We start from the raw sequence: 25436 nt of genomic DNA, 5'->3' as shown, positions 1-25436 counted from the left end.
ATGCGCGTTGTGACGCTCAAGGAGCGGCCGGACCTCACGGACGCCATGCTGTACATGGAGGCCGAGTGGCCGCCTTACATCGCGCCGGAGCCCATGTTGATCGGGTGGGCGTTTGATACGTACCCGCAGCACCAGATCGTTGTGGTGGAGGACGACGACACCGTGGTCGCACGGGCGGCCAGTGTGCCGTTCGCGTGGGACGGGCTGGTGGGGTCGTTGCCCGACAACGGGTGGGATGCGTCTCTGAAGCTGAGCATGATGGACACGTATGACGGTCGTACGTTGACCACGTTGTGTGCGCTGGAAGTGGCTGTGGTGCCTGGTAAGCGTGCGCAGAACCTGTCTGCGTTCACGCTGGGGGCCGTGGCTGACAACGCTCGGGCACATGGGTTTCGGGACGTAGTAGTCCCGGTTCGGCCCAGCGCCAAGCACCACGAGCCGCACGTCCCGATGGTCGAGTACGCGGCGCGGGTGCGGGACGACGGGCTGCCGACCGACCCGTGGCTGCGCGTGCACGTTCGGGCGGGTGCCGCGGTGCTCAAGGTGTGCCCGGTTTCCATGACCATCTCCGGCAGCCTCGCGCAGTGGCGCGAGTGGACCGGACTTCCCTTCGACACCAGCGGCCCGGTCGTCGTGCCGGGCGCGCTGACCCCGGTTCAGGTGGACGTCGTCCACGACCAGGCCGTTTACCTCGAACCCAACGTGTGGGTCCGACACCCCCTCACCTCCAGTGAAAGGCATGTCCGATGACCAGCACCCTGCCCACCCGCACCGACCAGATCCGCAACCGTGCCGCGTTGATCGAGGTGATTGGCGGGTACATGGCTTCGCAGGCCCTCGCCCTGGCCGCGGAGCTGCGGTTGGCCGACCACATCCACGCGGGCGTCACCGCGAGCGCGGACCTGGCGGCGGCGACCGGCACGCACGCGCCCTCCCTGCACCGGTTGCTGCGCACGTTGGTGGCCATCGGGTTGTTCGCCGAGCCGACGCCCGACACGTTCGCGTTGACGGAGGTGGGCGAGCAGTTGCGGGTTGATTCACCGGACTCGCTGTGGGCGTTCACCAGGTTCTTCACCAACCCGACCCTGTTCTCGTCGTGGCAGCAGGTGAAGCACACCATCGATACCGGCGAGTGCGCCTTCGACCACGTGCACGGCAAGAACATCTACGTGCACCTGGCGGAGAACCCCGAGCTGTCGGCCCTGTTCAACGTGGCCATGGGGCAGGAGTCGCGGGTGTCTGCCGGGCTGGTCGCCCACGGGTACGACTTCTCGGCGGTGCGCCGGGTGGTCGACGTCGGCGGCGGTGACGGGACCCTGTTGGCCGCGATCCTGGGGACGCACCCCCACCTGACCGGCGTGTGCTTCGACAGCGCGGCCGGCGTCGCCGAGGCGGCGGGCGTGCTCGGGGCGGCGGGCGTGTCCGACCGGTGCGAGGTCGTGGCCGGGGACTTCTTCGCGTCGGTGCCGGGTGGCGGGGACCTTTACATCATCAAGAGCGTCTTCCAGGACTGGGACGACGATGGCGCGCGGCGGTTGTTGCGCACGGTTCGGGCGTCGATGCCGGAGGGGGCGACTTTGTTGATCGTGGGGTCGGTGTTGCCGGATGCGGCTGATACTGCGAACCCGGTGATGTTCTACACGGACATCAACATGCTGGTGACGGCTGGGGGGCGGGAGCGGACGGAGGGGCAGTTCCGGGGGTTGTTGGGGGAGACCGGGTTTGTGGTGGAGTCGGTGGGGCATGGGGCGGCTGGGCCGTTGTCGCTGATCACGGCTCGTCCGGCGCTGTAGCAAAGGCGAGAAGAGCAAAAGCGAGAAGAGTAAAGGCGAAAGATCAAAGGCGAGAAGAGCAAAAGCGAGAAGAGCAAAAGCGAGAAGAGCAAAAGCGACGCTCGCCGCTGGGCAGGCCCCCGGGGGGGAAGGGCGTCGGTTTCTTTCCCCCGTACGGCCTGCCGGAGGCAACCACACTTTCCCCGTATTTGCAACCGGTGAAGCGTGGTTGCAAATACGGGGAAAGCGTGGTTGGGCTGCGCCCAGGCCGTACGGGGGAAAGAAACCGAGGCCCTTCTCGTGGCTCATTAGCCCAGCGGCGTGCGCCTTCGGCGCAGGGGTGGTGGCGCGGGGGTGGGGCAGGGGTGGTGGCGCCGGGGTGGGGCAGGAGTGGGGCAGGGGTGGCGGTGCTGGGTGTGTGTCTCGGGCTCTAGTTGGGAGTTACCGCAGGGTTGGGGATGGGTGGTGGTTGTGGGGTGCGGTGCGATACCCCCTCCCTGTATGTTCAGGGCCGCTAGCTTGATACCCCCCTTGGGTATCACCGCCTCGTGAAGGGATGGGTCATGGCCACCGGGAACCAAGCGCCGGCGCGGGCTGGGCGGCGGGAGTGGGTGGGGCTGGGGCTGTTGGTGTTGCCCTCGTTGCTGCTGTTCATGATGTTGACGATCTTGTTTCTCGCCATTCCGCACATCGCTGCCGACCTGCACCCTGACGGCACGCAGATGCTGTGGATCGTCGACATCTACGGGTTCCTGATGGCGGGCTTCCTCGTCGCGATGGGCACGCTCGGCGATCGGGTCGGGCGTCGCAGGTTGCTTGCGGTGGGGTCGGCGGTGTTTGCCGTGGTGTCGGTGGTGGCCGCGTACACGACCGATCCGTCGATGATGATCTTTTGGCGGGCCGTGCTCGGGGTTGCCGCTGCTGCGGTCATGCCGGCTACGTTGGGGCTGATCTTCTCGATGTTCCTGGACGCCAAGCAGCGTGGTGTGGCGATCGGGGCGTGGGCGGCCGGGATCTCCGTTGGTGTGGCGTTGGGGCCGTTGTTGTCCGGGCTGCTGCTCGAGGTGTTCTCCTGGCGGGCCACGTTCCTGGTCGCGGTGCCGGTGATGGCGTTGGTGGCCGTGGCTGCGCCGTTCGTGTTGCCGGAGCACAAGGACGCCGGAGCCGGGCGGCTTGACGTGGTGAGCGTCGTGCTGTTGTTGGTGGCGTTGTTGCCGTTGATCTACGGCGTGAAGGCGTTGGCCAAGGACGACTCGCTGGTGGAGGCGTTGGTGGCGATCGTCGTGGGCGTCGGGGTCGGGGTGTGGTTCGTGCTGCGGCAGTTGCGGATCGACGTGCCGTTGCTCGACGTCCGGCTGTTCGCCAACCGGACGGTGTCGGGGGCGCTGGCGGTGTACGTCCTGGCGGCACTCGCCATGGGTGGCATGTACCTGATGTTCACGCAGTACCTGCAACTGGTGGCGGAGCTGTCGCCGTTGCAGACCGGCCTGGCGATCCTGCCCGCCGCCCTGGTGCTGGTGGGTGTGTCGATGACGACGCCGATCCTGGCGCGGCGGGTGCGGCCCGGGTTCATCATCGCGGGTGGGTTGGCGGTGCAGGTGGTCGGCTACCTGATGTTGACGCAGGTCGAGAGCACGGCGGGGCTGCCGTTGCTGATCGCGGGCTTCATCGTGCTGTACCCGGCGGTGAACCCGGCGATGGCGTTGACCACCGGACTGGTCGTCGGGTCCGTGCCGCCGGAGAAGGCGGGTGCGGCGTCGGGGTTGAGCACCACCGCGAACGACCTCGGGCTGTCGCTGGGTGTGGCTTTGATCGGCAGCATCGGCGTGGCCGTGTACCGGGGCGGGGTCGTGCTGCCGGACGGGCTGGGTGCCGAGGACGCGGCGGCTGCCCGGGACAGCCTGGACGGTGCGGTGGCGGTGGCCGGGCGGGTGTCCGGCGAACTGGGTGGGCCGGTGCTGGAGACCGCGCGGGCCGCGTTCACCAGCGGGCTCAACACCGGGGCGCTGATCGCGGCCGTCGTGGCGGCGGTGGGTGCGGTGGTGGCAGCGACCCGGCTGCGGCACGTGCCGCCGACCGGTGGCGCGCAGCAGTGGGCCTCCGACGACGAGAGCGCTGAAGCGAAGTCCTGAGCGGACGGGGCTCGGTCCGAGTCCCGAGGGGAGAGGCGACGGTGACCAGACCGAGTTTCGGCAGAGAGCTCTTCCGTGGCCGACTGCGGCTCGACCTGTTGGAGCGACCTACGGCCAACGTTCCCGGTGCGGGTGACGTTTGCGCGGTGGGTGACACTCCCACTGCGGGCGGCGCCCAAGCTGCGGGCGGCGGTTCCGCTGCGGGCGGCGCTCGGGCTGCGGGTGGGCGTTTCGTGGGGGATGACGGTTTCGGTGCGGGCGGTGTTCTGGCCTCGGCCGATGTCTCCGCTGGTGGTGACGTTTCGGCGGTGGGCGGGAGTCCCGGCGTGGGCGTCGGTGCCGGCTCCTGGGCCGACCTCACCACAGAGGAGAAAATTTTCCTTCAGCGAATTAAAAATTTCTGCCGGCTGAAGGTGTCCGGGGTGCAGATCGAGCGGGAGGATCGGATCCCGGACGAGGTGGTGGACGGGCTGCGGGAGCTCGGGGCGTTCGCCATCAAGTTGCCGCGGGAGTACGGCGGGCTCGGGTTGTCGGGGCTGTGTTACCTGCGGGCGTTGATGGTGGTCGGTTCGGCGCACTCCTCGCTGGGGGAGTTGCTCGCCGCGCACCAGGCGATCGGGCTGACCCAGCCGCTGCTGCTGTTCGGTACCGACGACCAGAAGCGCGAGTTGCTGCCCCGGTGCGCGCGCGAGATCTCGGCGTTCACGCTGACCGAACCGGACATCGGCAACGACCCCTTCCGGATGCGCACCACCGCCACGCCCACCGCCGGCGGGTACCTCCTGGACGGGCTCAAGCTCTGGGTCACCAACGGCACGATCGCCGACCTGCTGGTGGTCATGGCGGTGATTCCCGGGGTGGAGGGGATGTCGGCGTTCGTGGTCGAGGCGGACGCCCCAGGGGTCACCGTCGAGCACCGGAGTTCGTTCCTCGGGTTGAAGGGCCTGGAGAACGGGGTCGTGCGGCTGCACGAGGTCTTCGTGGCCGACAACCGGCGCATCGGGCCGGAGGGCAACGGGCTGGAGGTCGCGTTGGCCGCGCAGGACACCGGGCGGCTGTCGTTGCCGGCGGTGTGCGCGGCGGCGGCCAAGTGGAGTCTCAAGATCGCTCGCGAGTGGTCGCGGGTGCGGGTGCAGTGGGACAAGCCGATCGGTGCGCACGAGGCCGTCGCCGCCAAGATCGCGTTCATCGCGGCCACCGCGTTCGCGTTGGAGGCGATCGTCGAGGTGTCCGGGCGGCGGGCCGACGCCGGGGCGGACACGCGGGCCGAGGCCGAGTTGGCGAAGTTGTTCGCCTCCGAGCAGGTCTGGCGGGTCGCCGACGAGTTGGTGCAGGTCCGCGGCGGGCGGGGGTACGAGACCGCCGAGTCCGCCGCTGCCCGCGGTGAACGCGGTGTGCCGGTCGAGCAGCTGTTGCGGGACGTGCGGATCGGGCGGATCTTCGACGGCTCGACCGAGGCGCTGCGGGTGTTCATCGCTTCCGACGCGTTGGGCGACACCGACACCCCCGACGAGGCGCCCGCCGGCGAGACCGACTTCGGCGAACTGAACGGGCACGTGGGGTTCGCCGCGGACACCGCCCGCGAGCTGGCCCGGCACCTCGACCGCGGGCGCAAGCGGTGGGGTGATGCGGTGCTGGAGCGGCAGCTGTTCGTGGGCCGGGTGGTGGACATCGCCGCCGAGCTGTACGCGATGAGCGTGACCTGCGTGCGCGCCCGGGAGCTGGGCGGGACGGCGGTCGAGCTGGCCGACGCGTTCTGCGCCCAGTCCCGGCGGCGGATCGCGCAGCTGTGGGACCGGCTGTGGGTCAACACCGACGAGAAGGACTCCGCGCTCGCCGCGCGGGTGCTGGACGACACCTACACGTGGCTGGAGGACGGCGTGCTCGACCCGTCGATCGAGGGACCGTGGATCGCCGAACCGGCACCCGGACCGTCGACCCGGGTCTCCGTGCGGCGCACCCGGTCGGAGAGGGGATGAGCGTGGACGAGCGGGTCGAGGACCTGGTGGCGCGGGGGCGGCAGGCCCTGGTGAAGGCGCCGAACCGGTTCCTGGAGTCGGTCGAGGGCGGTCCGGTGGAGACCGCGCGGCTGCGTGCGCTGGCCGGGGAGCTGTTCCACCTGGTGTCCAGCGACCGGCAGAGCTTCGCGCTGCTGGCGGCGCGGTTCCCGGAGCCGTTGTTCCCGGCCATGGCCGGGGCGGAGGACGAAGCCCTGGCGTTGCTGCTCGACTTCGGCGCGGCGGTCGGTGCGAGCGCGGAGGACCTGCGGGCGCACGAGCCCCGGCCGCTCGCCCAGGCCTACCCGGCGTTCCTCGCCCGGACGGCGGTCTTCGGGCCGCGCGGGGCGGTGCCGCTGGCGTTGCTGGTGAACGTGGAGGAGTCCGGCGGGACGTACGCGCGGCTCGCGGACGCGCTCCAGGCGCACGGGTTCACCGACCGGGCGGTGGCGCACTTCCGGTTCTTCGCCGAGACGCCGCAGGAGGTGCTGGACCAGGCCGCGGACGTGGTGGCGCGGGGTCTGGACGCCGGCGACGACCCCGTGGAGCTGCTGCGCGCGGCGCGCATGGTCGACGCGTACGAGGCCGCGTTCTGGTCCGCCATGACCGAGTAGTGGTTAGGCTGCGCCCGGCGTCGAGGGGAGCCGACATGGCCGGATTCGTGGTGGACCCGCCGTCCGTGGCGGGCCTGGGGCGACTGGTCGCCCGCAACGGCGAGGCGATCGGCCGGTTCGTGCAGGAGCTGGAGCACCGACGGCCCGAGGGGTACCAGGAAGGGCTGCTGGGGCTGCTCAACGAGCCGCTGAACCAGGTCCAGCGGCTCGGCGAGGCCAACACCCGGCACGGCGCCGACCTCGCCAACGCGTCCGGTGCGGAGTTCGAGAAGCTCGCCGAGTACTACGTGCGGGTGGACCGGGCCGAGGTGGTCCGGCTGGACGGCACCTACCCCGGCGCCACGCCCACGCGCCTGGACGAGGACGACGTCGTCGCCCCCGACGCGACCTTCGACGAGGGCCGCGACCCGGCCGCCGACCCGGCGAACCCGTCGCGCCCCTACCCGGGCGTGCCGACGCAACCCGACGAGAAGGCCGTCGCCGAGGGCTGGCCGGTGGACATCGAGCAGCGGCTGGACGAGCTGCTGGGCCGGTGCTCGGTCGCCCAGCACGTCCGGGACCTCATGCGGGCCCTGACCAACCGGGACGTCTTCGAGGAGCTCACCCGGCTGGTCGGCGGCGACTGGAGCAACCTCTACCGGCAGGGCCAGGCCTTCGAGGACACCGCCTACGCGTACTCGATCGTCAAGGAGAACGTCGACCGCGGGCGCTACCTGGTGCAGGACAAGTGGGACGGCAACGCGGCGAACGCCGCCGAGAGTTGGCTCGCCGAGTACTCCGCCGCCTGCCAGGGGCACGTCGAGTTCATGACCGAGGTGGCCGGGCAGATCAAGAAGTTCGCGAGCGCGGCCTACCACGCGGTCAGCGCCCTGACCATCCTCGTGGACACCCTGCTGGACACCCTGGTCGACCTGCTCACCCGCAACGCCGGGTCGTTCGTCGGCGGGGCGATCAGCATCCTGCGCGGGCAGAACCCGCTGCACGGGATCGTGTCGGTGCTGTTCTCGGTGTCCGAGATCTCCAGCGCCATCGACGCCGTCCGGGCCGCCGCGCACGTCGTGGTGTCGGCGTTGCAGGTGCTGGTGGGCAACGGCGAGGTGGTCGCCAAGCTGTGGCCCTGCACCCCCTACGACCACGCGGCGGTGTGACGGTGGAGAACCCCTGGGCGACGCCGGCCGGTGTGCGGGCGCAGCAGGCGCGGACGGCGCAGTTGGCGGCCGGTTCGGGCGAGGTCGCGGACTTCGCGCGGGAGGTGGTGGCGGGGCGCGCGTCGAGCCGGGACCTGCTCTGCACGTCGGCGTTGAGCGACCGGGCGCTCCAGCCCGTGCGCGACCTGGTGGAGCGGTGGCACCGCCTGTCGCCGGCCGAACGGGCGCGCGTGGAGGCCGAGGCGGCGACCGCCGTCGAAGACCGGATCGCGGCGTTGAACACCCTGCCGACCGAGCCGCCCGCCGCCGAGTCCCCTGAACCGCGCTGGTCAGGGCGGTCGCGGCCGAGTCGTAGGCCCGGCGACGACCCCGATCCGGACGAGGGCCGGACGTTCCTGTCCGACGCCTGGTGAGCTCGGGATCGTGTGAACTTCAGGTTGCCCCTTGTGCTGGAGTGCACTCCAGTTCCTAGGCTGGCGGGGTGCGCTTGGGAATCCACGTCATCGAATTCACCGTCCCCGACGGCGCGGCCGGCATCGCGCCCGAGTTGGCGAGGGTCGGCCAGGCGGTCGACGCCGCCGGGGTCGCCCGCCTCTCCGTGATGGACCACTTCTTCCAGATGGAGATGTTCAAGCCGGCCACCGACCCGATGCTGGAGGGCTACTCGACCCTCGGCTTCCTCGCCGCCCACACCTCGGCCGTGCAGCTCGGCCTGCTGGTCACCGGCGTCACCTACCGCCACCCCGGCCTGCTGGCCAAGATCGTGTCCACTGTGGACGTGCTGTCCGGCGGGCGGGTCGAGCTGGGCATCGGTGCCGCCTGGTACGAGCGGGAGCACCTCGGGTTGGGTGTGCCGTTCCCGCCGCTGTCGGAGCGGTTCGAGCGGCTGGAGGAGGCGATCCGGATCTGCCTGCAGATGTGGGACCCGGAGAACAACGGCTCCTTCGAGGGCAAGCACTACCAGCTCGCCGAGACCCTGTGCTCGCCGCAGCCCATCCGCCGTCCCCCGATCATGATCGGCGGCGGTGGTGAGAAGAAGACGCTGCGCATGGTCGCCCAGTACGCCGACGCCTGCAACCTGTTCAGCGGCGACAAGGACCAGGTGCGGCACAAGCTCGACGTGCTGCGCGCCCACTGCGACCGCCTCGGCCGGGACTTCACGGCCATCGACAAGACCATCACCTACCGCCCCGCGCCGACGGTGGAGACCATCGACGACTTCCTGCGCGACATCGCCGACTACGGCGCGCTGGGCATCGACACCGTGATCCTGGTCCCGCCGGGCGACGCCCCGGCGGCGTGGGTCGAGGAGGTCGCCACCCCGCTCGTGCCGCGGTTGGCGGACCTGTAGTTCGGCGGACCGGCGGATCGGACGCACTTCCGGTCCGCCGGTGCGCTACCCTCCTGGGCGCTGAAGACCTTGGGGGGTTTGCGGAAGTGCTGTACTTCGGTGGTTTCTTCGGGCTGGTCACGTTCGGGCTGTGGCTGTTCTGCCTGGTCGACGTCATCACGACGGCCGATGGCGACGCGCGCAACCTGCCGAGGGTCACGTGGTTGCTGGTCGTGCTGTTCTTCCCGCTGGTCGGTTCGATCGCGTGGCTGGTGGCGGGCCGCCCGGTGCGCGCGTACTCCCGGCCGCGTGCCCACGAACGCACCGCGTCGGGGTTCCCGGAGTACGACCGCCCCGGCCGCTTCGCCGCCACCGACCCGGAGGCCGACGCGGAATTCCTGCGCCGTTGCCGCGAACGCGCCGAGGAACAGCGCCGCAAGGCCCGCGAGTCGGGGTCGGGCACCGGCAGCTGACTCGTACCGGCTCGTCTCTCGCCCGGGTCAGGGGAGCGGGACCTCGACGCGGCGGTCGATGCGGTCCTCCAGCCACCTCGACGTGTCGATGAGCCAGATCCGGTCGACCGTGACCTGGTAGATCCGGTGCTCGGCCGGGGCCAGCAGCGCCTCCACCGGCAGCGTGTACTCCGCTCGGGACGCCTCGTCCGGCAGCAGCGCGTCGTAGAACGCGGCGTGGTGGGTGCGGACCTCGTCCTCGGTCAGTTCCCGGCACGTCCCGGCGAACTGGGCGCCGTCGACCTCCGTCAGCGCGTTCCCCGTCACGAACAGGGAACCGCTCACCGCCGGTCGCGCGGCGACGTCCCGGCTGTGCCGCGACCCGACCGCCGAGCCGAACAGGAACCGCAGCGGGTCGGGCAGCACGGCGTACTGGAGCACCGCCGACCACGGTTCCCCGGTCGCCGACACCGTCGCCAGCGACAGGTACCTGGCCTCGCCCAGCACCCGGGCCAGTCGTGCGGCGAGCGCGCTCATCCCACCTCCGCCAACGGTTCGCCGGCGATGTCCTCGACCCTCGGCCGGGCCAGCCGGACGTAGTCCCGCGTGTCCAGGGCGAGGGAGACGTCCAGCCGCGCCGCGTTGAAGAACATCTCCGGCTCCTCCAACAACGTCCGGTCCACGACCAGCTCCAGGTCGTCCCGGAAGGTGAACGGCACGATGGTGCCGCTGACGCACCCGGACAGCTCCTCCGCCGTCTCCCGCGTCGCGAACGACACGTACGTGCCGCCCCACAGCTCGCGCAACGCCTCCAGCGCGACCAACCGGTCGCCCGGGACGACGGCCAGCAGGAAGCGGTTCACCTTCTTGCCGTGCTTGACGCGGGCCACGATGCACTTCGCCGCCTGGGACAGCGGGTGCCCGCGCAGGCGGCTCGCCGGTGACGTGACGCCCTCCGGCGCGTGGTGGATCAGGCGGTACCGGGCGTTCCCCGCGTCCAGCAACGCCACGAGCTCGTCGTACCGGGTCATCGTGGGTACTCGTAGAAACCCCGGCCGGTCTTCTTGCCCAGCAGCCCGCCCGACACCATGCGGGACAGCAGCGGCGGCGGGGAGTAGTGCGGCTCGCGGTACTCGAGGTAGAGGGACTCGCTGATCGCGGCCACGATGTCCAGGCCGATCAGGTCGATCAGGCTCAGCGGCCCCATCGGGTGCGCGCAGCCCAGCGTCATCGCCTTGTCGATGTCGGCGATCGGGGCCATCCCGGACTCCAGCATCCGCACCGCGGACAGCAGGTACGGGATCAGCAGCGCGTTCACCACGAAACCCGCGCGGTCCTTGGTGCGCACGACCTGCTTGCCCAGCAGCTCGGTGACGAACGCCTCCGCACGGTCCACAGTGGACGCGTCGGTGAGGACCGAGCCGACGACCTCCACCAGCGGCAGGACCGTGGCGGGGTTGAAGAAGTGCAGGCCGACCACGTTCTCCGGCCGGCTGGTCACGCCGCCCAGCTGCACGATCGGGAACGACGACGTGTTGGACCCGAGGATCGCGTGCTCGTCCTCGACCACCTTGTCCAGCGTGGCGAAGACGTCCAGCTTCACCGACTCCTGCTCCGACACCGCCTCGACCACCAGCTGGCGGTCGGCGAAGTCGCCCAGGTCGGCGGTGAACGAGATCCGCGCCAGCGCCGCGTCCCGGTCCCGCGCGCTCAGCTTCCCCTTGCCCACCAAGCGGTCCAGCGACCCGGTGAGCCGCGCCCGCCCGGCGTCCCGCGACGCCGGCCGCGACACGCCGACCAGCACGTCCAGCCCGGCGCGGGCGCACAGCTCGGCGATCCCCGCACCCATGACCCCGCACCCGACCACGCCGACCCGGCTGATGCTCTCCATTGTTCCCAGCTTCCTCACGTGAATGGTGTGCCGTGGAATGTCGAACGAGCAGGACGGGATCGCCGCCGCCTGTTTCAAGGAATGTGTTCGCAACACTAATCCGGTGCCTCCTGGCAGGGCAATGACCTGCGCGTTCGTCGAGTGGAATTCCAGCGCGCGATTACCTCGCGATTTCTCGGCGGGCGGTAGCTTCGGCGGTGTTCCCAGTCATCCTTTTCCCGGAGGCGCACGATGATCGACTTCAGCGCTGCCACCACCGCGAAGATCGACAGCCGGGGTGGCAAGTGCCTGTACGCCCAGATGGACCAGTTCCGCGCGGCGGGTCCGGCCGTGGCCGTCGAGCTGCCGGAAGGCATGTCGGCGTGGTCGATCTCGCGCGGCGACGTGGTCCGCAAGCTGCTGACGCACCCCGGTGTCTCCCGGAACGTCAAGAACAACGTGCCCAGCTACTCGCCCGGCGTGGTGCAGTGGCTGTCGCCGTGGGTGGACATGGAGTCCATGTCCACCGCCGAAGGCCGTGAACACCAGCGCCTGCGCCAACTCGTCGCGCCCGCCCTGACCCCCAAGCGGATCGACGCCATGCGCCCCCACCTGGAGGCCATCGCCAAGCGCCTGCTGGACGACCTGGCCGAGCACCCGGCCGACCAGCCGGTCGACCTGCACACGGCGTACTCGCAGCAGTTGCCGACCCGCATGATCTGCGACCTGTTCGGCGTGCCCGACGACCTGCGCCCCGAGGTCCTGCGCATCCTGCGCGTGGTCCTGAACACCGACAACGTGCCCGAGGAAGAGTCGGCCGCGGTGTTCACCGACATGAACGTGGCCATGCGGCAGCTCATCGACCTCAAGCGCCGCGAGCCCGAGGACGACCTGACCAGCTTCCTGCTCGCCGCACGCGTGGTCGGCGAGGAACCGCTGGCGGAGCAGGAGCTCGTGGACATGCTCCTGCTGCTCATCGGCGGCGGCAGCCAGACGACGGTGTCGCTGATCGACCACACCGTCCGCGAGCTGCTGGCCAACCCGGACCAGCTGGCCGTCGTCCTGGCCGACCCGAGCCGCTGGCCGGACGCCGTCGAGGAGTCCCTGCGCGTGCACTGCCCGGTGGGTTCGCTGCCGATGCGGTGGGCCAAGGAGGACATCGACCTGGGCGAGGGCGTGGTGATCCGGGCCGGCGACGCGATCCTGATCAACTACCTGGCCCACGGCCGCGACCCGAACGTCCACGAGAACCCGGAGGTCTTCGACGTGGACCGGGCCGACAAGGAACACCTGGCGTTCGGCCTCGGCCCCCACTTCTGCCCGGGCGCCCGCCTGGCTCGGCTGGAGGCGAACGTGGCGGTGCCGGCGTTGTTCGCGCGCTTCCCGGACTTGGCGCTGGCGGTCGCTCCGGAGGACATCGCGCCGCTGCACTCCTTCATCGCCAACGACGTGGCTGCTTTGCCCGTGGTCCTGAACCACCGCTGACCCTTTTCGCTGGGAAGCCCCGACCTGCTCCGAGCCGGTCGGGGCTTTCGCCTTGAGCGGGCAAGCCGCACGCACAGCCCGCCACCGCCACCGCCACCACCACCGCCGCCGCCCGCGTGCCGCCCGCCTGCCGCCGCCCGCCCGCCTGCCGCTGCCCGCGTGCCGCCGCCTGCCGCTGCCCGCGTGCCGCCGCCTGCCGCTGCCCGCGTGCCGCCGCCCGCCGCGCGCGCCCGCCACCACCACCCGCGTGCCTCCGCCCGCCACCGCCGCCCGCCGCCGCCCGTTACAGCCGCTCCGCCTGCGTGCACAGCAGTGCGCCGCCCCGCGTTGTGGCTGCGGGGGCGGCGCGAGGGGTGGGCGGTCAGGCGATGTCGAGTTCGTTGTCGAGGATGTCGAAGATGTCGTCGGCCGACGCCGAGCTGAGGTCGTCGGGCTCGTCCTGCGGGGTGGACTTGTCGCGCCACTTGGTCAGGAGGCGTTGCAGGGCCGCGGTGATGTCCGTGTCCGTCGACTCCCCGTCCACCAGGTCCAGGGTCGCCTCCAGCTTGGCGATGCCGTCTACCAAGGCGCGCACCCTCAGGGCCGCCTGGCTGCCGCCCAACTCCTGGAGCAGGAGTTCGACGAGGGCCGTCGGGGTCGGGTGGTCGAAGGTGAGGGTGGCGGGGAGGCGGAGGCCGGTGGCCGTGTTGAGGCGGTTGCGGAGTTCTACCGCGGTCAGGGAGTCGAAGCCCAGGTGTTTGAAGGCCGTGTCGGGCGGGATGGTGTCGGTGGTGGCGTGGGCCAGGACGGTGGCCACGTTGGTGCGGACGACGTCCAGGAGCAAGGTGCGTTGTTCCGGCTCGGTGAGCGCGGCCAGGCGGTCGCGGAGGGGGGTGGTGAGGGTGGCGGTGGGTTTGCGGGGGCGGGTGAAGGTGCGCAGCGGTGGGGCTACCGCGGTGGCGGTGCGGAGGGTGGCGAGGTCGAGTTTGATCGGGGCCACGGTGGGTTCGGACGTGCGGAGGGCGGCGTCGAAGAGGGTCAGGCCTTCGGCGACCGCGTGGGGGAGGACCCCGCCTCGGGTGATGCGGGCTCGGTCGGCCTCGGTCAGGTGGTCGGACATGGCGCTGTCCTGCTGCCACAGGCCCCACGCCAGGGATGTGGCGCGGAGGCCGGTGGCGTGGCGTTGGGTGGCCAGGGCGTCCAGGTAGGCGTTGGCTGCGGCGTAGTTGGCCTGGCCTGCCGTGCCGAGGAGGCCGGTCGCGGAGGAGAACAGGGCGAACACCTCCACGTCGCCGACCAGGTCGTGCAGGTTGCGGGCGGCGTCCACCTTGGCGCGCAGGACCGTGTCGACGCGGTCCGGGGTCAGGGACTCGATCGTGCCGTCGTCCAGCACGCCCGCCGCGTGGATCACGGCCACGAGGTTCGGCAGGGTGGCGAGGAGGGCCGCGAGGGCGGTGCGGTCGGCGGCGTCACAGGACACCACCTCGACCCTTGCGCCCAGGGACTCCAGTTCGGTGGCCAGCGCCAGGGCTCCGGGCGCGTCCGGGCCCCGGCGGGAGGTCAGGACCAGGTGCCGGGCGCCGTGGGTGGTCACCAGGTGGCGGGCCAGGTCGGCACCCAGGGCGCCGGTGCCGCCGGTGATCAGGACGGTGCCGGTCGGGTCGAAGAGCGGACCGTCCGAAGTGGACTTCAGCTTGCCCAGGCGGGGCACGGTGAGGGTACCTGCACGGACCGCCACCTGCGGTTCGCCGGTCGCGACGGCCGCGCCGACGTGGGTGGCGTCGTCGGTGTCGACCAGGACGAACCGGTCCGGGTGCTCGGTCTGCGCGGACCGCACGAGTCCCCACACCGCCGCGCCGGCCGGGTTGGTGCCGTCGGTCGCGCCCCGCGTGACGAACACCAGCGGGGACCGGTCGCCGGGCAGCCACTCCTGGATCGCGGCGAGGGCGCGGTGGACGGCCGCACGCACCTCGTGGGGGTCGGTGCCGGTGCCGACCTCGACCACCTCCGGGGTGTCGACCGGACCGGACGGCGTCGGGACGGGCACCCAGTCCAGGCGGTAGAGGGAGTCCACCAGGCCCTGCGTGGTGAACGGGCGGGCCACCAGGGACTCCACGGTCGCCACCGGGGTGCCGGAGGGGTCGCTGAGAGTCAGGGCGTAGGTGTCGGGGGCGGTCGGGGTGATCCGCACGCGCAGGCCGGTGGCACCGGTCGACGTCACGCGCACGCCGTGCCAGGCGAACGGCAGGCGCACCCCCTCGGCGTCGAGGAACAGGGTGTGCAGGGCGGCGTCGAGCAGCACGGGGTGCAGGCCGAACCCGGTCGGCACGCTGTCGGGCAGGGCGACCTCGGCGAGCAGGTCGTCGCCGTGCCGCCACACCGCCGTCAGAGCGCGGAACGCCGGGCCGTAGTCCACGCCCAGGTCCGCGATCCGCTCGTACAGCTCGTCCACGGACGCGGCGACGGCGTCGGCGGGCGGCCACTCCGAGGAGGTCCACTCCGGAGCCGGGGATGTGGCGAGGAGGCCCGAGGCGTGGTGGGTCCACGGCTCGTCGTCGGGCGCGGTCTCGGGGCGGGAGTGGATGCGGACCGGGCGGGTGCCGGACTCGTCGGGGTCGCCGATCTCGACCTGGACCTGGACCGCGGCAGCCTCGGGTAGGACCAGGGGTGCGTGCAGGGTCAGGTCCTCGACGGTGTCGAGGTCCACGTGCTCCGCCGCCCGCCGGGCCAGCTCCACCAAGGCCGCGCCGGGCAGCAGGACCGAGCACAGGACGGCGTGGTCGGCGAGCCACGGCTGGTCGCGCAGGGACAGCCGGCCGGTGAGCACCGCGCGCTCCGAGTCGGCCAGTCCGAGGACCGCGCCGAGCAGCGGGTGGTCCGCCGCGCCCAGGCCGAGACCGGACGGGCTGCCGGTCGTCTCGTCGGTGACCAGCCAGTACCGCTGGTGCTGGAAGGCGTAGGTGGGCAGGTCCGCGCGGCCCGCGCCGGGGAAGAAGGTCCCCCAGGCTACGGGTACGCCCCGCGCGTGCAGCCGGCCCAACGCGCCGACGACCGCGGTGACGTCGTCGCGGTCGCGCCGCGTGGCCGCCACGACTTCGTCGGAGTCCACCATCGCCGACAGTGCCGCATCGGGTCCGACCTCCAGGAAGGTGCGCACTCCCTTGTCCCGCAACGCGTCCACGGCGTCCGCGAACCGGACGGCGGCGCGGGCTTGGCGCACCCAGTAGTCCGGGGTGGGGGTGACGGGTTCGCCGGTGACGGTGGAGATGAGGGGAGTGGTGGGTGGGTGGTGGGTGATGCTCTCGGCGACTGCGCGCAGCTCGTCGAGCATCGGTTCCATGAGTGGGGAGTGGAAGGCGTGGGACACGGTGAGCCGCTTGGTCCGGTGGCCCGCGGCCGCGAGTGCTTCCGCTGCGGCGAGGACCGGCCCTTCCGCCCCGGACAGGACCAGCGAGTCGGGGGCGTTGATCGCGGCGATGGCGACCTCGTCCGACAGGAAGCCGGTGACCTGGTCTTCGGTGGCTTGGACGGCGAGCATCGCACCGCCGGGCGGGAGCGCCTGCATGAGTCGGCCGCGGGCGGCGACCAGGCGGGCGGCGTCCTCCAGGGTGAAGACGCCGGCGGCGTGAGCGGCCGCGAACTCGCCGATGGAGTGGCCGGCCAGGTAGTCCGGGCGGACGCCCCACGACACGAACAGCCGGTGCAGAGCCGTTTCGAAGGCGAACAGCGCGGGCTGGGTGTAGCCGGTGTCGTGCAGTTCCGGGGTGTCGAGGACTTCGGCGAGGGGCTTGGGCAGGTGTGGGTCGAGCGCCGCGCAGGCTTCGGCGAATGCTTGGGCGAAGACCGGGAATGCGGACAGGGCAGCGCCCATGCCCAAGCGCTGTGCGCCTTGGCCGGTGAACAGGAACGCCAGAGCGCCGCTGCGGGCCGTGTCGGTGACCACGCCCGGTGCGTCCTCGCCGGTAGCCACGGCGGCGAGCCCGCGCAGCAGGTCGTCGCGCGAGGTGCCGGTCACGACGGCCCGGTGGTCGAAGGCGACGCGGCCGGTGGCCAGGGTGTTGCCGATGTCCGCGAGGGGTTGGTCCATCACGTGGTCGAGCAGGCGGCGGGCCTGGTCGCGCAACGCGGACTCCGTGCGGGCCGAGAGGACCCACGGCACCACCGGGGCGGGCTCGCCGCCGGACACCGGTGCCGTCGGCGGTTCTTCGATGATCACGTGCGCGTTGGTCCCGCTGACGCCGAACGACGACACGCCGGCCCGGCGCGGGTGCCCGTTGACCGGCCACTCGGCGGCCTCCGTCAGCAGCCGCACGGACCCGGCCGCCCAGTCCACCTTCGGCGACGGCTCCTCGACGTGCAGGGTGCGCGGCAGCACGCCGTGCCGCATGGCCAGCACCATCTTGATGACACCGCCGACGCCGGCGGCGGCCTGGGTGTGGCCGATGTTGGACTTCAGCGAGCCCAGGCGCAGCGGGGTCTCGCGGTCCTGGCCGTAGGTGGCGAGGATGGCCTGGGCCTCGATCGGGTCGCCCAGGACGGTGCCGGTGCCGTGCGCCTCGACGGCGTCCACTTCGGACGGTCGCAGGCCCGCGTTGGCCAGCGCCTGGCGGATGACCCGTTGCTGCGACGGCCCGTTGGGCGCGGTGAGGCCGTTGGACGCGCCGTCCTGGTTCACCGCCGAGCCGCGCAGCACGGCCAGTACCCGGTGCCCGTTGCGCCGGGCGTCCGACAGCCGCTCCACGACCAGCACGCCGACGCCCTCGGCCCACGCCGTGCCGTTCGCGGTGGACGAGAACGCCTTGCACCGCCCGTCCGGCGCGAGGCCGCGCTGCTTGGAGAACTCCACGTACAGGCCGGGCGTGGCCATCACGGTCACGCCGCCGGCCAGCGCCAGCGTGCACTCGCCGGACCGCAGCGCCTGCGCGGCCAGGTGCAGGGCGACCAGCGACGACGAGCACGCGGTGTCCACGGTGACCGCCGGGCCTTCCAACCCGAGCGTGTAGGCCACCCGCCCGGACGCCACGCTGCCCGCCGTGCCCGTGCCCCAGAACCCCTCGACGCCCTCGGGCACCGCGCTGGACCGGGCCGCGTAGTCGTGCGTCATGAGGCCGGTGAACACGCCCGTCGCCGAGCCGCGCAGCCCGTCCGGCTGGAGCCCGGCGCTCTCCAGCGCCTCCCAGCAGGCCTCCAGGAACACCCGCTGCTGCGGGTCCATCGCCAGGGCCTCGCGCGGGCTGATGCCGAAGAAGTCGGCGTCGAACCGGGCCGCGTCCAGCAGGAACCCGCCTTCGCGGACGTAGCTGGTGCCGGGGGTGTCGGGGTCCGGGTCGAACAGGGTGTCCAGCGCCCAGCCGCGGTCGGTGGGGAAGCCGGTGATGCCGTCGCGGCCGGTCGCGAGCATGTGCCACAGGTCGTCGGGCGACTCGACGCCGCCGGGGTAGCGGCACGCCATGCCGACGATCGCGATGGGCTCGTCGGCGGGGCGGGCGGCGACCACTCGGGTTTGCTCCACCTGCTCGCCGAACTCGCCCATGAGGTGCTCGACGACGGCTTCGGGGGTCGGGTAGTCGAAGGTCAGGGTCGCGGGCAGGCGCAGGCCGGTCGCGGTGTTGAGCCGGTTGCGCAGCTCGACGGCCATCAGGGAGTCGAAACCGAGCTGCTTGAACGGGTTCGCGCCGCCGATCGACCCCGGGTCGGGGTGCGCGAGGACGGTGGCGACCTGCGCGCGGACCAGGTCCAGCAGGGTCCGGCGCTGCTCCTGCGCGTCCCGCCCGGCCAGTTCGCGGGCCAGGCCGGAGCCGGTCTTCGCGGCGGCCTGGCGGCGGCGCGGGACGCGGGCGAGGCCGTGCAGGGGCGGGGCGGGGTTGGGGGCGGCGCGCACGGCGGCCACGTCGATGGTGACCGGCACCAGGTGCGGCTGCCCGGACCGGCAGGCCGCGTCGAACAGCGCCAGGCCGTCGCTCACGCTGTGCGGGAGGAGGCCGCCGCGGGCGAGCCGCGCCAGGTCCGCCTCGCCGAGGGCGTGCGACATGGCGCCGTCCTGGTCCCACAGGCCCCAGGACAGGGCGGTCGCGGCTTGGCCGTGCGCGTGCCGGTGGGCGGCGAGTCCGTCGAGGAACGCGTTCGCCGCCGCGTAGTTGGCCTGGCCGGCGGTGCCGACGATGCCCGCGACCGACGAGAACAGGACGAACAGCTCGACGTCACCGGCCAGTTCGTGCAGGTTGAGCGCCGCGTCCACCTTGGGCCGCAGGACGGTGTCCAGCCGGTCCGGGGTGAGGGATTCGAGCACGCCGTCGTCCAGCACGCCGGCCGCGTGGACCACGCCGACCAGGGTCAACGGCTCCAGCACGGCGGCCAGGGCGTCCCGGTCGGCGGCGTCGCAGGCCACGACGTCCACCCGGGCACCCAGTTCGCCCAGTTCGGCGGCGAGGTCGAGGGCGCCGGGCGCGTCCGGGCCTCGGCGGGACGTGAGGACCAGGTGCCGAGCGCCGTGGGCGGTGACCAGGTGGCGGGCCAGTACGGCGCCCAACCCGCCCGTGCCGCCGGTGATCAGCACCGCGCCGGCCGGGTCGAACAACCGGGTGTCCGAAGTGGACGGTGTGTGCTTGGCCAGGCGCGGTGTGGTCACCACGCCGGCGCGGATCGCCAGCTGGGGTTCACCGGTGCCCAGGGCGGCGGGCAGGAGTCGTTCGGACGCCTCGGCGCCGTCGGTCTCGACCAGCGTGAACCGGTCCGGGTGCTCGGTCTGCGCGGAGCGGACCAGGCCCCACGTGGCCGCGCCGGCGAGGTCGTCACGCACGACCACGGCGAGCCGGCCGTCGTGTTCCTGCAGCTTGGCCAGGGTCGCGGCCAGCGACTCGCGCACGGCCTCGGCGGTGTCGCCGGGCGGGGCGCGGAAGACCTCGACGTCGGTGTCGGCGGACGCGGTCGCCACCGGCACCCACTCGGTCGTGTAGAGCGCGGGCGTCGGGCCCGTGGTCGTCGTGGACACCGGCCGCACGGCGACGGCGCTCGCGGACAGCACCGGGTTGCCCTCGTCGTCGAACGTGGACACGCGGAACGCGTGCTCGCCCGCCGGCGTCAGCTGGACGCGCAGGGACGACACCCCGGGCTGGTGCACCCGGACCCCGCGCCACGAGAACGGCAGCCACGCCTGGCCGTCGAGGTCGAGCAGCATGGGGTGCAGGGCCGCGTCCAGCAGGGCCGGGTGCACGCCGAAGCGCACCGCGCCGACCTCCTCCTCCGGCCTCAGCGCGACCCGTGCGAACAGCTCCGACCCGCGCCGCCACACCTCCTGCACGCCCTGGAACGCCGGGCCGTAGCCGAAGCCGCGGGCCAGGAGCCAGCCGTAGAAGTCGTCCACCTCGACCGGTTCCGCGCCGGCCGGTGGCCACTGCCCGGCCGGGGCCGGCAGCGGGGTCTCGTCGGGGGTCAGCACGCCGGCCGCGTGGGACGTCCACTCCTGCCCCGGCGCGTGGTCGGCGGGCTGGGAGTACACGCCGAACTCGCGCCGGCCGTGCTCGTCGGGCCGCCCGATCCACACCTGGAGGTTCACCGGGCGCTGCCCGAGGACCAGCGGGGCCTGGAGGGTCATCTCCTCGACCACCGCGCACCCGGTGTGCCGGGCCGCCTGGGACGCCAGTTCGAGGAACGCGGTGCCGGGCAGCAGCACGTCGTCCGCCACGGCGTGGTCGGCCAGCCACGGCTGGGCCTGCGGCGACAGGCGTCCGGTGAGCACGAGCCGGTCGGTGTCCGTCACGCCGAGGACCGCGCCCAGCAGCGGGTGGGCGGCCGAGGTCAGGCCCGCCGCGCCGACGTCGCCGCCGTCCGCCGGGCGCAGCCAGTAGGACCGGCGCTGGAACGCGTAGGTGGGCAGCTCGACGGTCGCCGCGTCGGGGAAGAACGCGTTTCCGTCCACTGTGGTCTTTTGGGTGAACAGCCGGCCGAACGCCTCCGCCGCCGTGCGCCGCTCGTCGCGCTTGGACCGGGTCAAGGGGATGGCGGTGTCGGGCACGAGCGCGGACAGCACCGCGTCCGGGCCGATCTCGACGTAGGTGGTGACGCCGGTCAGGGCGTCCACGGCGTCGGCGAACCGCACGGCCTCGCGGACCTGGCGCGGCCAGTAGTCGGCGGTGGGGGTGAACGGGCGGCCCGTGACCGTGGAGACCAGGGGGACGGTCGGGGTGTGGTGGGTGATGCCCTCGGCGATTTCGCGCAGCTCGGCGAGCATCGGGTCCATCAGCGGCGAGTGGAAGGCGTGCGAGACGGTCAGGCGTTTGGTCTTGTGGCCGCGGGCGGCGAGCTCGTCGGCCGCCTTGAGGACCGCTGTTTCGTCGCCGGACAGCACGAGTGACGTGCGGGTGTTGACGGCCGCGATGGCGACCTTGTCGGACAGGAACTCCGCGACCTGGTCTTCTTCCGCTTGGACGGCGACCATCGCGCCTGTTCGGGGCAGGGCCTGCATGAGCCGGCCGCGTGCGGCGACCAGCTTGGCGGCGTCTTGGAGGGTGAAGACGCCGGCGACGTGCGCGGCGGCCAGTTCGCCGATGGAGTGGCCGACGAGGTGGTCCGGCTTGACGCCCCAGGACGTGACCAGGCGGTAGAGCGCGGTCTCGAAGGCGAACAGGGCGGGCTGGGTGTAGCCGGTGTCGTGCAGTTCGTCGGTGTGCAGGACCTCGGCGAGCGGCTTGGGCAGGTGCGGGTCGAGGGCGGCGCAGGCTTCGGCGAACGCTTCCGCGAACACCGGGAACTGCTTCAGGTCGTCGCCCATGCCCAGGCGCTGCGAGCCTTGGCCGGTGAACAGGAAGGCGGTCTTGCCCGGGGTGGCCGCGGTTCCGGGCTCGCTGCCGGAGGCGACCGCGATCAGGGCGGCGACCAGTTCGTCCCGGTCCGCGCCCACGACGGCGGTGCGGTGGTCGAAGGGGACACGGGTGGTGGCGAGGGAGCGGCCGATCGCCGCGATGTCCTGCTCGGGGTGTGCTTCGACGTGGTCGATCAGCCGCCGGGCCTGGTCGCGGACGGCCGCTTCACCGCGCCCGGACAACACCCACGGCACCACTTCCGGCCCACCCGCCGCCACTCCACCGCCGGCCGGGCCGCCGTCCGCCGGTGTGGCGGGGGTGGCGGTGGGGGGTTCTTCGATGATCACGTGGGCGTTGGTGCCGCTCATGCCGAACGACGACACCGCCGCCCGCCTCGGCCGGTCGCCCGCCGGCCACTCGACGGCGTCGGTCAGCAGCTCCACCGCGCCCGTCGACCAGTCGACCTTGCGGGTCGGCTCGGCGACGTGCAGGGTGCGCGGCAGGACGCCGTGGCGCAGCGCCATCACCATCTTGATGACACCGCCGACGCCGGCTGCCGCCTGGGTGTGGCCGATGTTGGACTTCAGCGACCCCAGGCGCAGCGGGGTCTCCCGACCCTGGCCGTAGGTGGCGAGGACGGCCTGGGCCTCGATCGGGTCGCCCAGCGTGGTGCCGGTGCCGTGCGCTTCCAGGGCGTCCACATCGGACGGCCGCAGGCCCGCGTTGGCCAGCGCCTGCCTGATGACCCGTTGCTGCGACGGCCCGTTGGGTGCGGTGAGGCCGTTGGACGCGCCGTCCTGGTTCACGGCCGACCCGCGCAGCACGGCGACGACCGGGTGGCCGTTGCGGCGCGCGTCGGACAGCCGTTCCAGCACGAGCATGCCCGCGCCCTCGGACCAGCCGGTGCCGTCGGCGTCGTCGGAGAACGCCTTGCACCGGCCGTCGCGGGACAGACCGCCCTGCCGGGAGAACTCGGTGAACGTCTCCGGACCCGACATGACGGTCACGCCGCCGGCCAGCGCCATGCCGCACTCGCCGGACCGCAGCGCCCGAACGGCCAGGTGCAGCGCGACCAGGGACGACGAGCACGCCGTGTCCACGGTCATCGCCGGACCTTCGAGCCCGAGCGCGTAGGCGATGCGGCCGGACGCGACGCTGCTCGCGATGCCGGTGATGAGGAACCCGTCGACGCCGTCGTCCTCGCTGTGCCCGCCGCGCCCGTAGTCCTGCACGGGCACGCCCGCGAACACCGCCGTGTCGCTGCCGCGCAGGGACCCGGGGTCGATGCCGGCGCGCTCCAGCGCCTCCCACGCGGTCTCCATCAGCACGCGCTGCTGCGGGTCCATCGCCAGGGCCTCGCGCGGGCTGATGCCGAAGAAGTCCGCGTCGAACTCGGCCGCGTCGTGCAGGAAGCCGCCCGCGCCGGCGGCGGACGTGCCGGGGCCGTCGCCCGCGAACAACGCGGTCAGGTCCCAGCCCCGGTTCGTCGGGAAGTCGCTGATCGCGTCCACCCCGTCGGCGACCAGCCGCCACAGGTCGTCCGGCGAGGCGACCCCGCCGGGGAAGCGGCAGCCCATGCCGACGATGGCGATCGGCTCGTCGTCCCGCACGGCGAGCGCGGCCGGCTCGTCCGCGAGGGACTCGGGGGCCGCGCCCAGTTCGCGCAGCAGGTGGTCGACCACCGTGTCCGGGGTCGGGTAGTCGAAGACGAGGGTCGCGGGCAGGTCCAGGCCGGTGACGGCGCTGAGCCGGCCGCGCAGCTGCACGGCGGTCAGCGAGTCGAAACCCAGGCGGCGGAACGGGGTTTCGGCGTCCAGCACGGCCGGTGCCTGGTCGCCCAGCACCGCGCCGGTCTCGGCGTGCACGAGGTCCAGCAGCACGGCGGCCCGGTCGGCTTCGGGCGTGGCCAGCAGGCGCGCGGTCAGCTCGGCGCGGACCGCGCACGTGTCGGCGGCGGTGTCCTCGACGCGCCCGGCGACCACGCACGGCTCGTCGGCGGCCAGCGCCGCGTCCAGCGCGGCGGCCCGGCGGTCGGCGGGCAGGGGCGTGTAGCCGGGTGCGGACCAGGCGAGCGAGAGACCGGGCAGACCGCGTTCACGGCGGCGCAGGACCAGGTCATCGGCCTCTGCCGAACGCTCTTCGGACAGCACGACGAGCCGACCGGGGTGGTCGGCCAGAGCTTCGAAGTCGTCGAACGCGACCACGACGTCGGCGTTCTGGTCGACCTCGCGGAGGTCGTGGGCTGTGGTGAGGTGGCGGACCAGGGCTTCGTCGCGGCCGGCGAACGTGACGGTGCCGGTCAACGCCGTGCCGGGGACCGCCGCCACCGGGCCGGCGGACGTGTGCAGGGTGCCGTACTCGGTCGTGGCCACGCCCAGCAAGCGCGCGGGCAGACCGGGCAGGAGGTGGCGGATCGGGGTGCCGGCGGTCGTGCGGGGGATCGCGGAGACGTGGTACACCTCGGCGGGCAGCGCGACACCGGCCGCGCGGCACGCGTCCACCACCGACGCACTGTCCACATCGGACCCGACGACGTACGCGACCGGGCCTTCGGCGGAGGCAGCGTCGACCACGCCGGGCACCGCGCGCAGCACGGCGTCCAGCTTGTCCAGCCGCACGCGCAGGTCGCCCACGGCCACCAGGTCCGTGAGCCGCCCGGTCACCGCCAGGTACCCGGACTCGTCGCGCCGCGCCAGGTCACCGGTGCGCAGCCAGCCGCCGCGCAGCGCGTCGGCCGTCTCGGCGGCCAGGTTGTGGTACCCGCCCGCCATCACGTTCGGCCCGGAGACCCAGACCTCGCCCTCCTGACCCGGCCCCAGGTCCGCACCGGACACCGGGTCCACGACCCGCACGCTCAACCCGGGCAGCGGCAGGCACCGCCGCTTCGGGTCGCCGTCCGGCCAGCTGACCGCGATCGGCCCGGACGTCTCGGTGGTCGCGTACACGGTGAGCAGGGGCGCGGAGAACGCCTCTTCGAACACCTCGCGGTCCGCCGCGTCCACCGCGCCGACCACCAGGCCCAGCCGCACGCCCACCGCGCCGGGACGCGGGGTGTCCAGCAAGGCCTTGTGCGTCAACGGGGTACCCGCCACGACCGTGCTGCGGTCGTCGGCGAGCACGCGCCGCAGCTCGTCCGGCGCGAGACCGGCCGCCAGCCGCACGGACGCGCCCATCGCCGTGGCCGCGACCAGGAACGAGAACCCGGCGTGCACCGGCAGCGGCCAGAACAGCCGGTCGTCCGGGGTCAGCCCGAGTTGCACCGCGTACGCCGTCGCCGCCGGCCACAACGCGTTGCGCTGCGTGGACAGCACGCCCTTGCGCGGCCCGGTCGCCCCCGCCGTGTAGGTCAGGAACGCCAGGTCGTCCAGGGTGAGGTCGTCCCGGGCCGGCGCGGACGGCTCGGTCGTCGCCAGCTCCTCGAACGAGTGCGCGCCTTCGAACTCCCCGTCCACCACCAGGGTCAGCGGTGCGACGCGGGCCGCGCCGGCCGGGTCGGTGATGACCGTGTCCGCGCCGGCGTCCTCGACCAGGCGGGCCAGTTCGGCGTCGTCCAGGTCCGGGTCCAGCGGCACGGCGATGCCGCCCGCCCGCACCACCGCCAGGACGGCCTCCACGGCGGACACCCCGCCCAGCAGGACCACCACGCGGTCCGACGGCCACACGCCGAGGTCGGCGAGGTGACCGGCGAGCCGCCCGGTCCGGACGTCCAACTCGGCGTGGGTCACGCTCCGCCGGGCGTCGGCGTAGGCGGTGGCTGCGTTGGACTGAACTGCGTTGGACCGGGCTGTGCTGGACCCCTCAGCGTTGGACCGGAGCAGTTCGGGCAAGGGCCGGAGCAGGTCGGTGCGCGGCATCG

14 protein-coding genes are annotated in these 25436 nt (G+C 72.7%); 10 read left to right on the top strand and 4 right to left on the bottom strand.

Annotated features, from left to right (window positions below; translation table 11 throughout):
• From DFJ66_RS17160 to DFJ66_RS17120, 9 genes are all read left to right on the top strand, one after another.
• On the top strand, window positions 1–750 hold the full coding sequence (locus DFJ66_RS17160) for an N-acetyltransferase (RefSeq protein ID WP_121222411.1): 750 nt from the start codon (window positions 1–3) through the stop codon (window positions 748–750).
• Window positions 747–1793, top strand: a complete 1047-nt coding sequence (locus DFJ66_RS17155; protein WP_121222410.1) for a methyltransferase — start codon at window positions 747–749, stop codon at window positions 1791–1793. Before DFJ66_RS17160 ends, DFJ66_RS17155 begins: the two co-directional genes overlap by 4 nt.
• A gap of 542 nt (window positions 1794–2335) precedes the next feature.
• Window positions 2336–3904 (top strand): MFS transporter, encoded by a 1569-nt coding sequence (locus DFJ66_RS17150; RefSeq protein ID WP_121222409.1) that lies wholly within the window; start codon window positions 2336–2338, stop codon window positions 3902–3904.
• A 41-nt stretch (window positions 3905–3945) separates the two neighbouring features.
• Window positions 3946–5883 (top strand): acyl-CoA dehydrogenase family protein, encoded by a 1938-nt coding sequence (locus tag DFJ66_RS17145; RefSeq protein WP_342776961.1) that lies wholly within the window; start codon window positions 3946–3948, stop codon window positions 5881–5883.
• Entirely contained in the window at window positions 5880–6515 is a 636-nt protein-coding gene (locus DFJ66_RS17140) for a TenA family protein (protein WP_147459291.1), read from the top strand. Before DFJ66_RS17145 ends, DFJ66_RS17140 begins: the two co-directional genes overlap by 4 nt.
• Window positions 6516–6550: 35 nt before the next feature.
• Window positions 6551–7663 carry a hypothetical protein gene (locus DFJ66_RS17135; RefSeq protein ID WP_121222406.1) on the top strand — a complete coding sequence of 371 codons (1113 nt, stop codon included), beginning with the start codon at window positions 6551–6553 and terminating at the stop codon, window positions 7661–7663.
• A gap of 2 nt (window positions 7664–7665) precedes the next feature.
• The gene (locus DFJ66_RS17130; RefSeq protein WP_121222405.1) at window positions 7666–8076 is read left to right on the top strand and encodes a hypothetical protein; all 411 of its coding nucleotides are present in this window, start codon (window positions 7666–7668) and stop codon (window positions 8074–8076) included.
• Window positions 8077–8144: 68 nt separating this feature from the next.
• Window positions 8145–9014 (top strand): LLM class F420-dependent oxidoreductase, encoded by an 870-nt coding sequence (locus tag DFJ66_RS17125; protein ID WP_121222404.1) that lies wholly within the window; start codon window positions 8145–8147, stop codon window positions 9012–9014.
• A gap of 86 nt (window positions 9015–9100) precedes the next feature.
• Complete coding sequence (locus DFJ66_RS17120; RefSeq protein ID WP_121222403.1) at window positions 9101–9466, top strand: PLD nuclease N-terminal domain-containing protein; 366 nt, start codon at window positions 9101–9103, stop codon at window positions 9464–9466.
• 27 nt (window positions 9467–9493) lie between these two features.
• On the opposite strand, the gene DFJ66_RS17115 is transcribed toward DFJ66_RS17120, so the two are convergent.
• The 3 genes from DFJ66_RS17115 to DFJ66_RS17105 are packed head-to-tail and all read right to left on the bottom strand — an operon-like array spanning window position 9494 to window position 11336.
• Entirely contained in the window at window positions 9494–9982 is a 489-nt protein-coding gene (locus DFJ66_RS17115) for a pyridoxamine 5'-phosphate oxidase family protein (protein WP_121222402.1), read from the bottom strand.
• The gene (locus DFJ66_RS17110; RefSeq protein ID WP_121222401.1) at window positions 9979–10476 is read right to left on the bottom strand and encodes a YbaK/EbsC family protein; all 498 of its coding nucleotides are present in this window, start codon (window positions 10474–10476) and stop codon (window positions 9979–9981) included. The genes DFJ66_RS17115 and DFJ66_RS17110 overlap by 4 nt, the downstream gene beginning before the upstream one ends.
• Window positions 10473–11336: a 3-hydroxybutyryl-CoA dehydrogenase gene (locus DFJ66_RS17105; RefSeq protein WP_121222400.1), complete on the bottom strand. Its 864-nt coding sequence runs from the start codon at window positions 11334–11336 to the stop codon at window positions 10473–10475. Before DFJ66_RS17105 ends, DFJ66_RS17110 begins: the two co-directional genes overlap by 4 nt.
• A 231-nt stretch (window positions 11337–11567) precedes the next feature.
• On the opposite strand from DFJ66_RS17105, the gene DFJ66_RS17100 reads away from it, so the two are divergent.
• Complete coding sequence (locus DFJ66_RS17100; protein ID WP_121222399.1) at window positions 11568–12800, top strand: cytochrome P450 family protein; 1233 nt, start codon at window positions 11568–11570, stop codon at window positions 12798–12800.
• A gap of 361 nt (window positions 12801–13161) precedes the next feature.
• Here the strand turns inward: DFJ66_RS17100 and DFJ66_RS17090 are convergent, their stop codons facing one another.
• A complete protein-coding gene (locus DFJ66_RS17090) occupies window positions 13162–25434 on the bottom strand; it encodes a type I polyketide synthase (RefSeq protein ID WP_121222397.1) in 12273 nt (4090 codons plus the stop codon).
• Between the last annotated feature and the right edge of the window lie 2 nt (window positions 25435–25436).

Origin of the sequence: Saccharothrix variisporea (assembly GCF_003634995.1) — a bacterium.
GTDB lineage: Bacteria > Actinomycetota > Actinomycetes > Mycobacteriales > Pseudonocardiaceae > Actinosynnema > Actinosynnema variisporeum.
The sequence above is the reverse complement of the archived record's forward strand: the minus strand, read 5'-3'. Positions and strand labels throughout refer to the sequence as shown.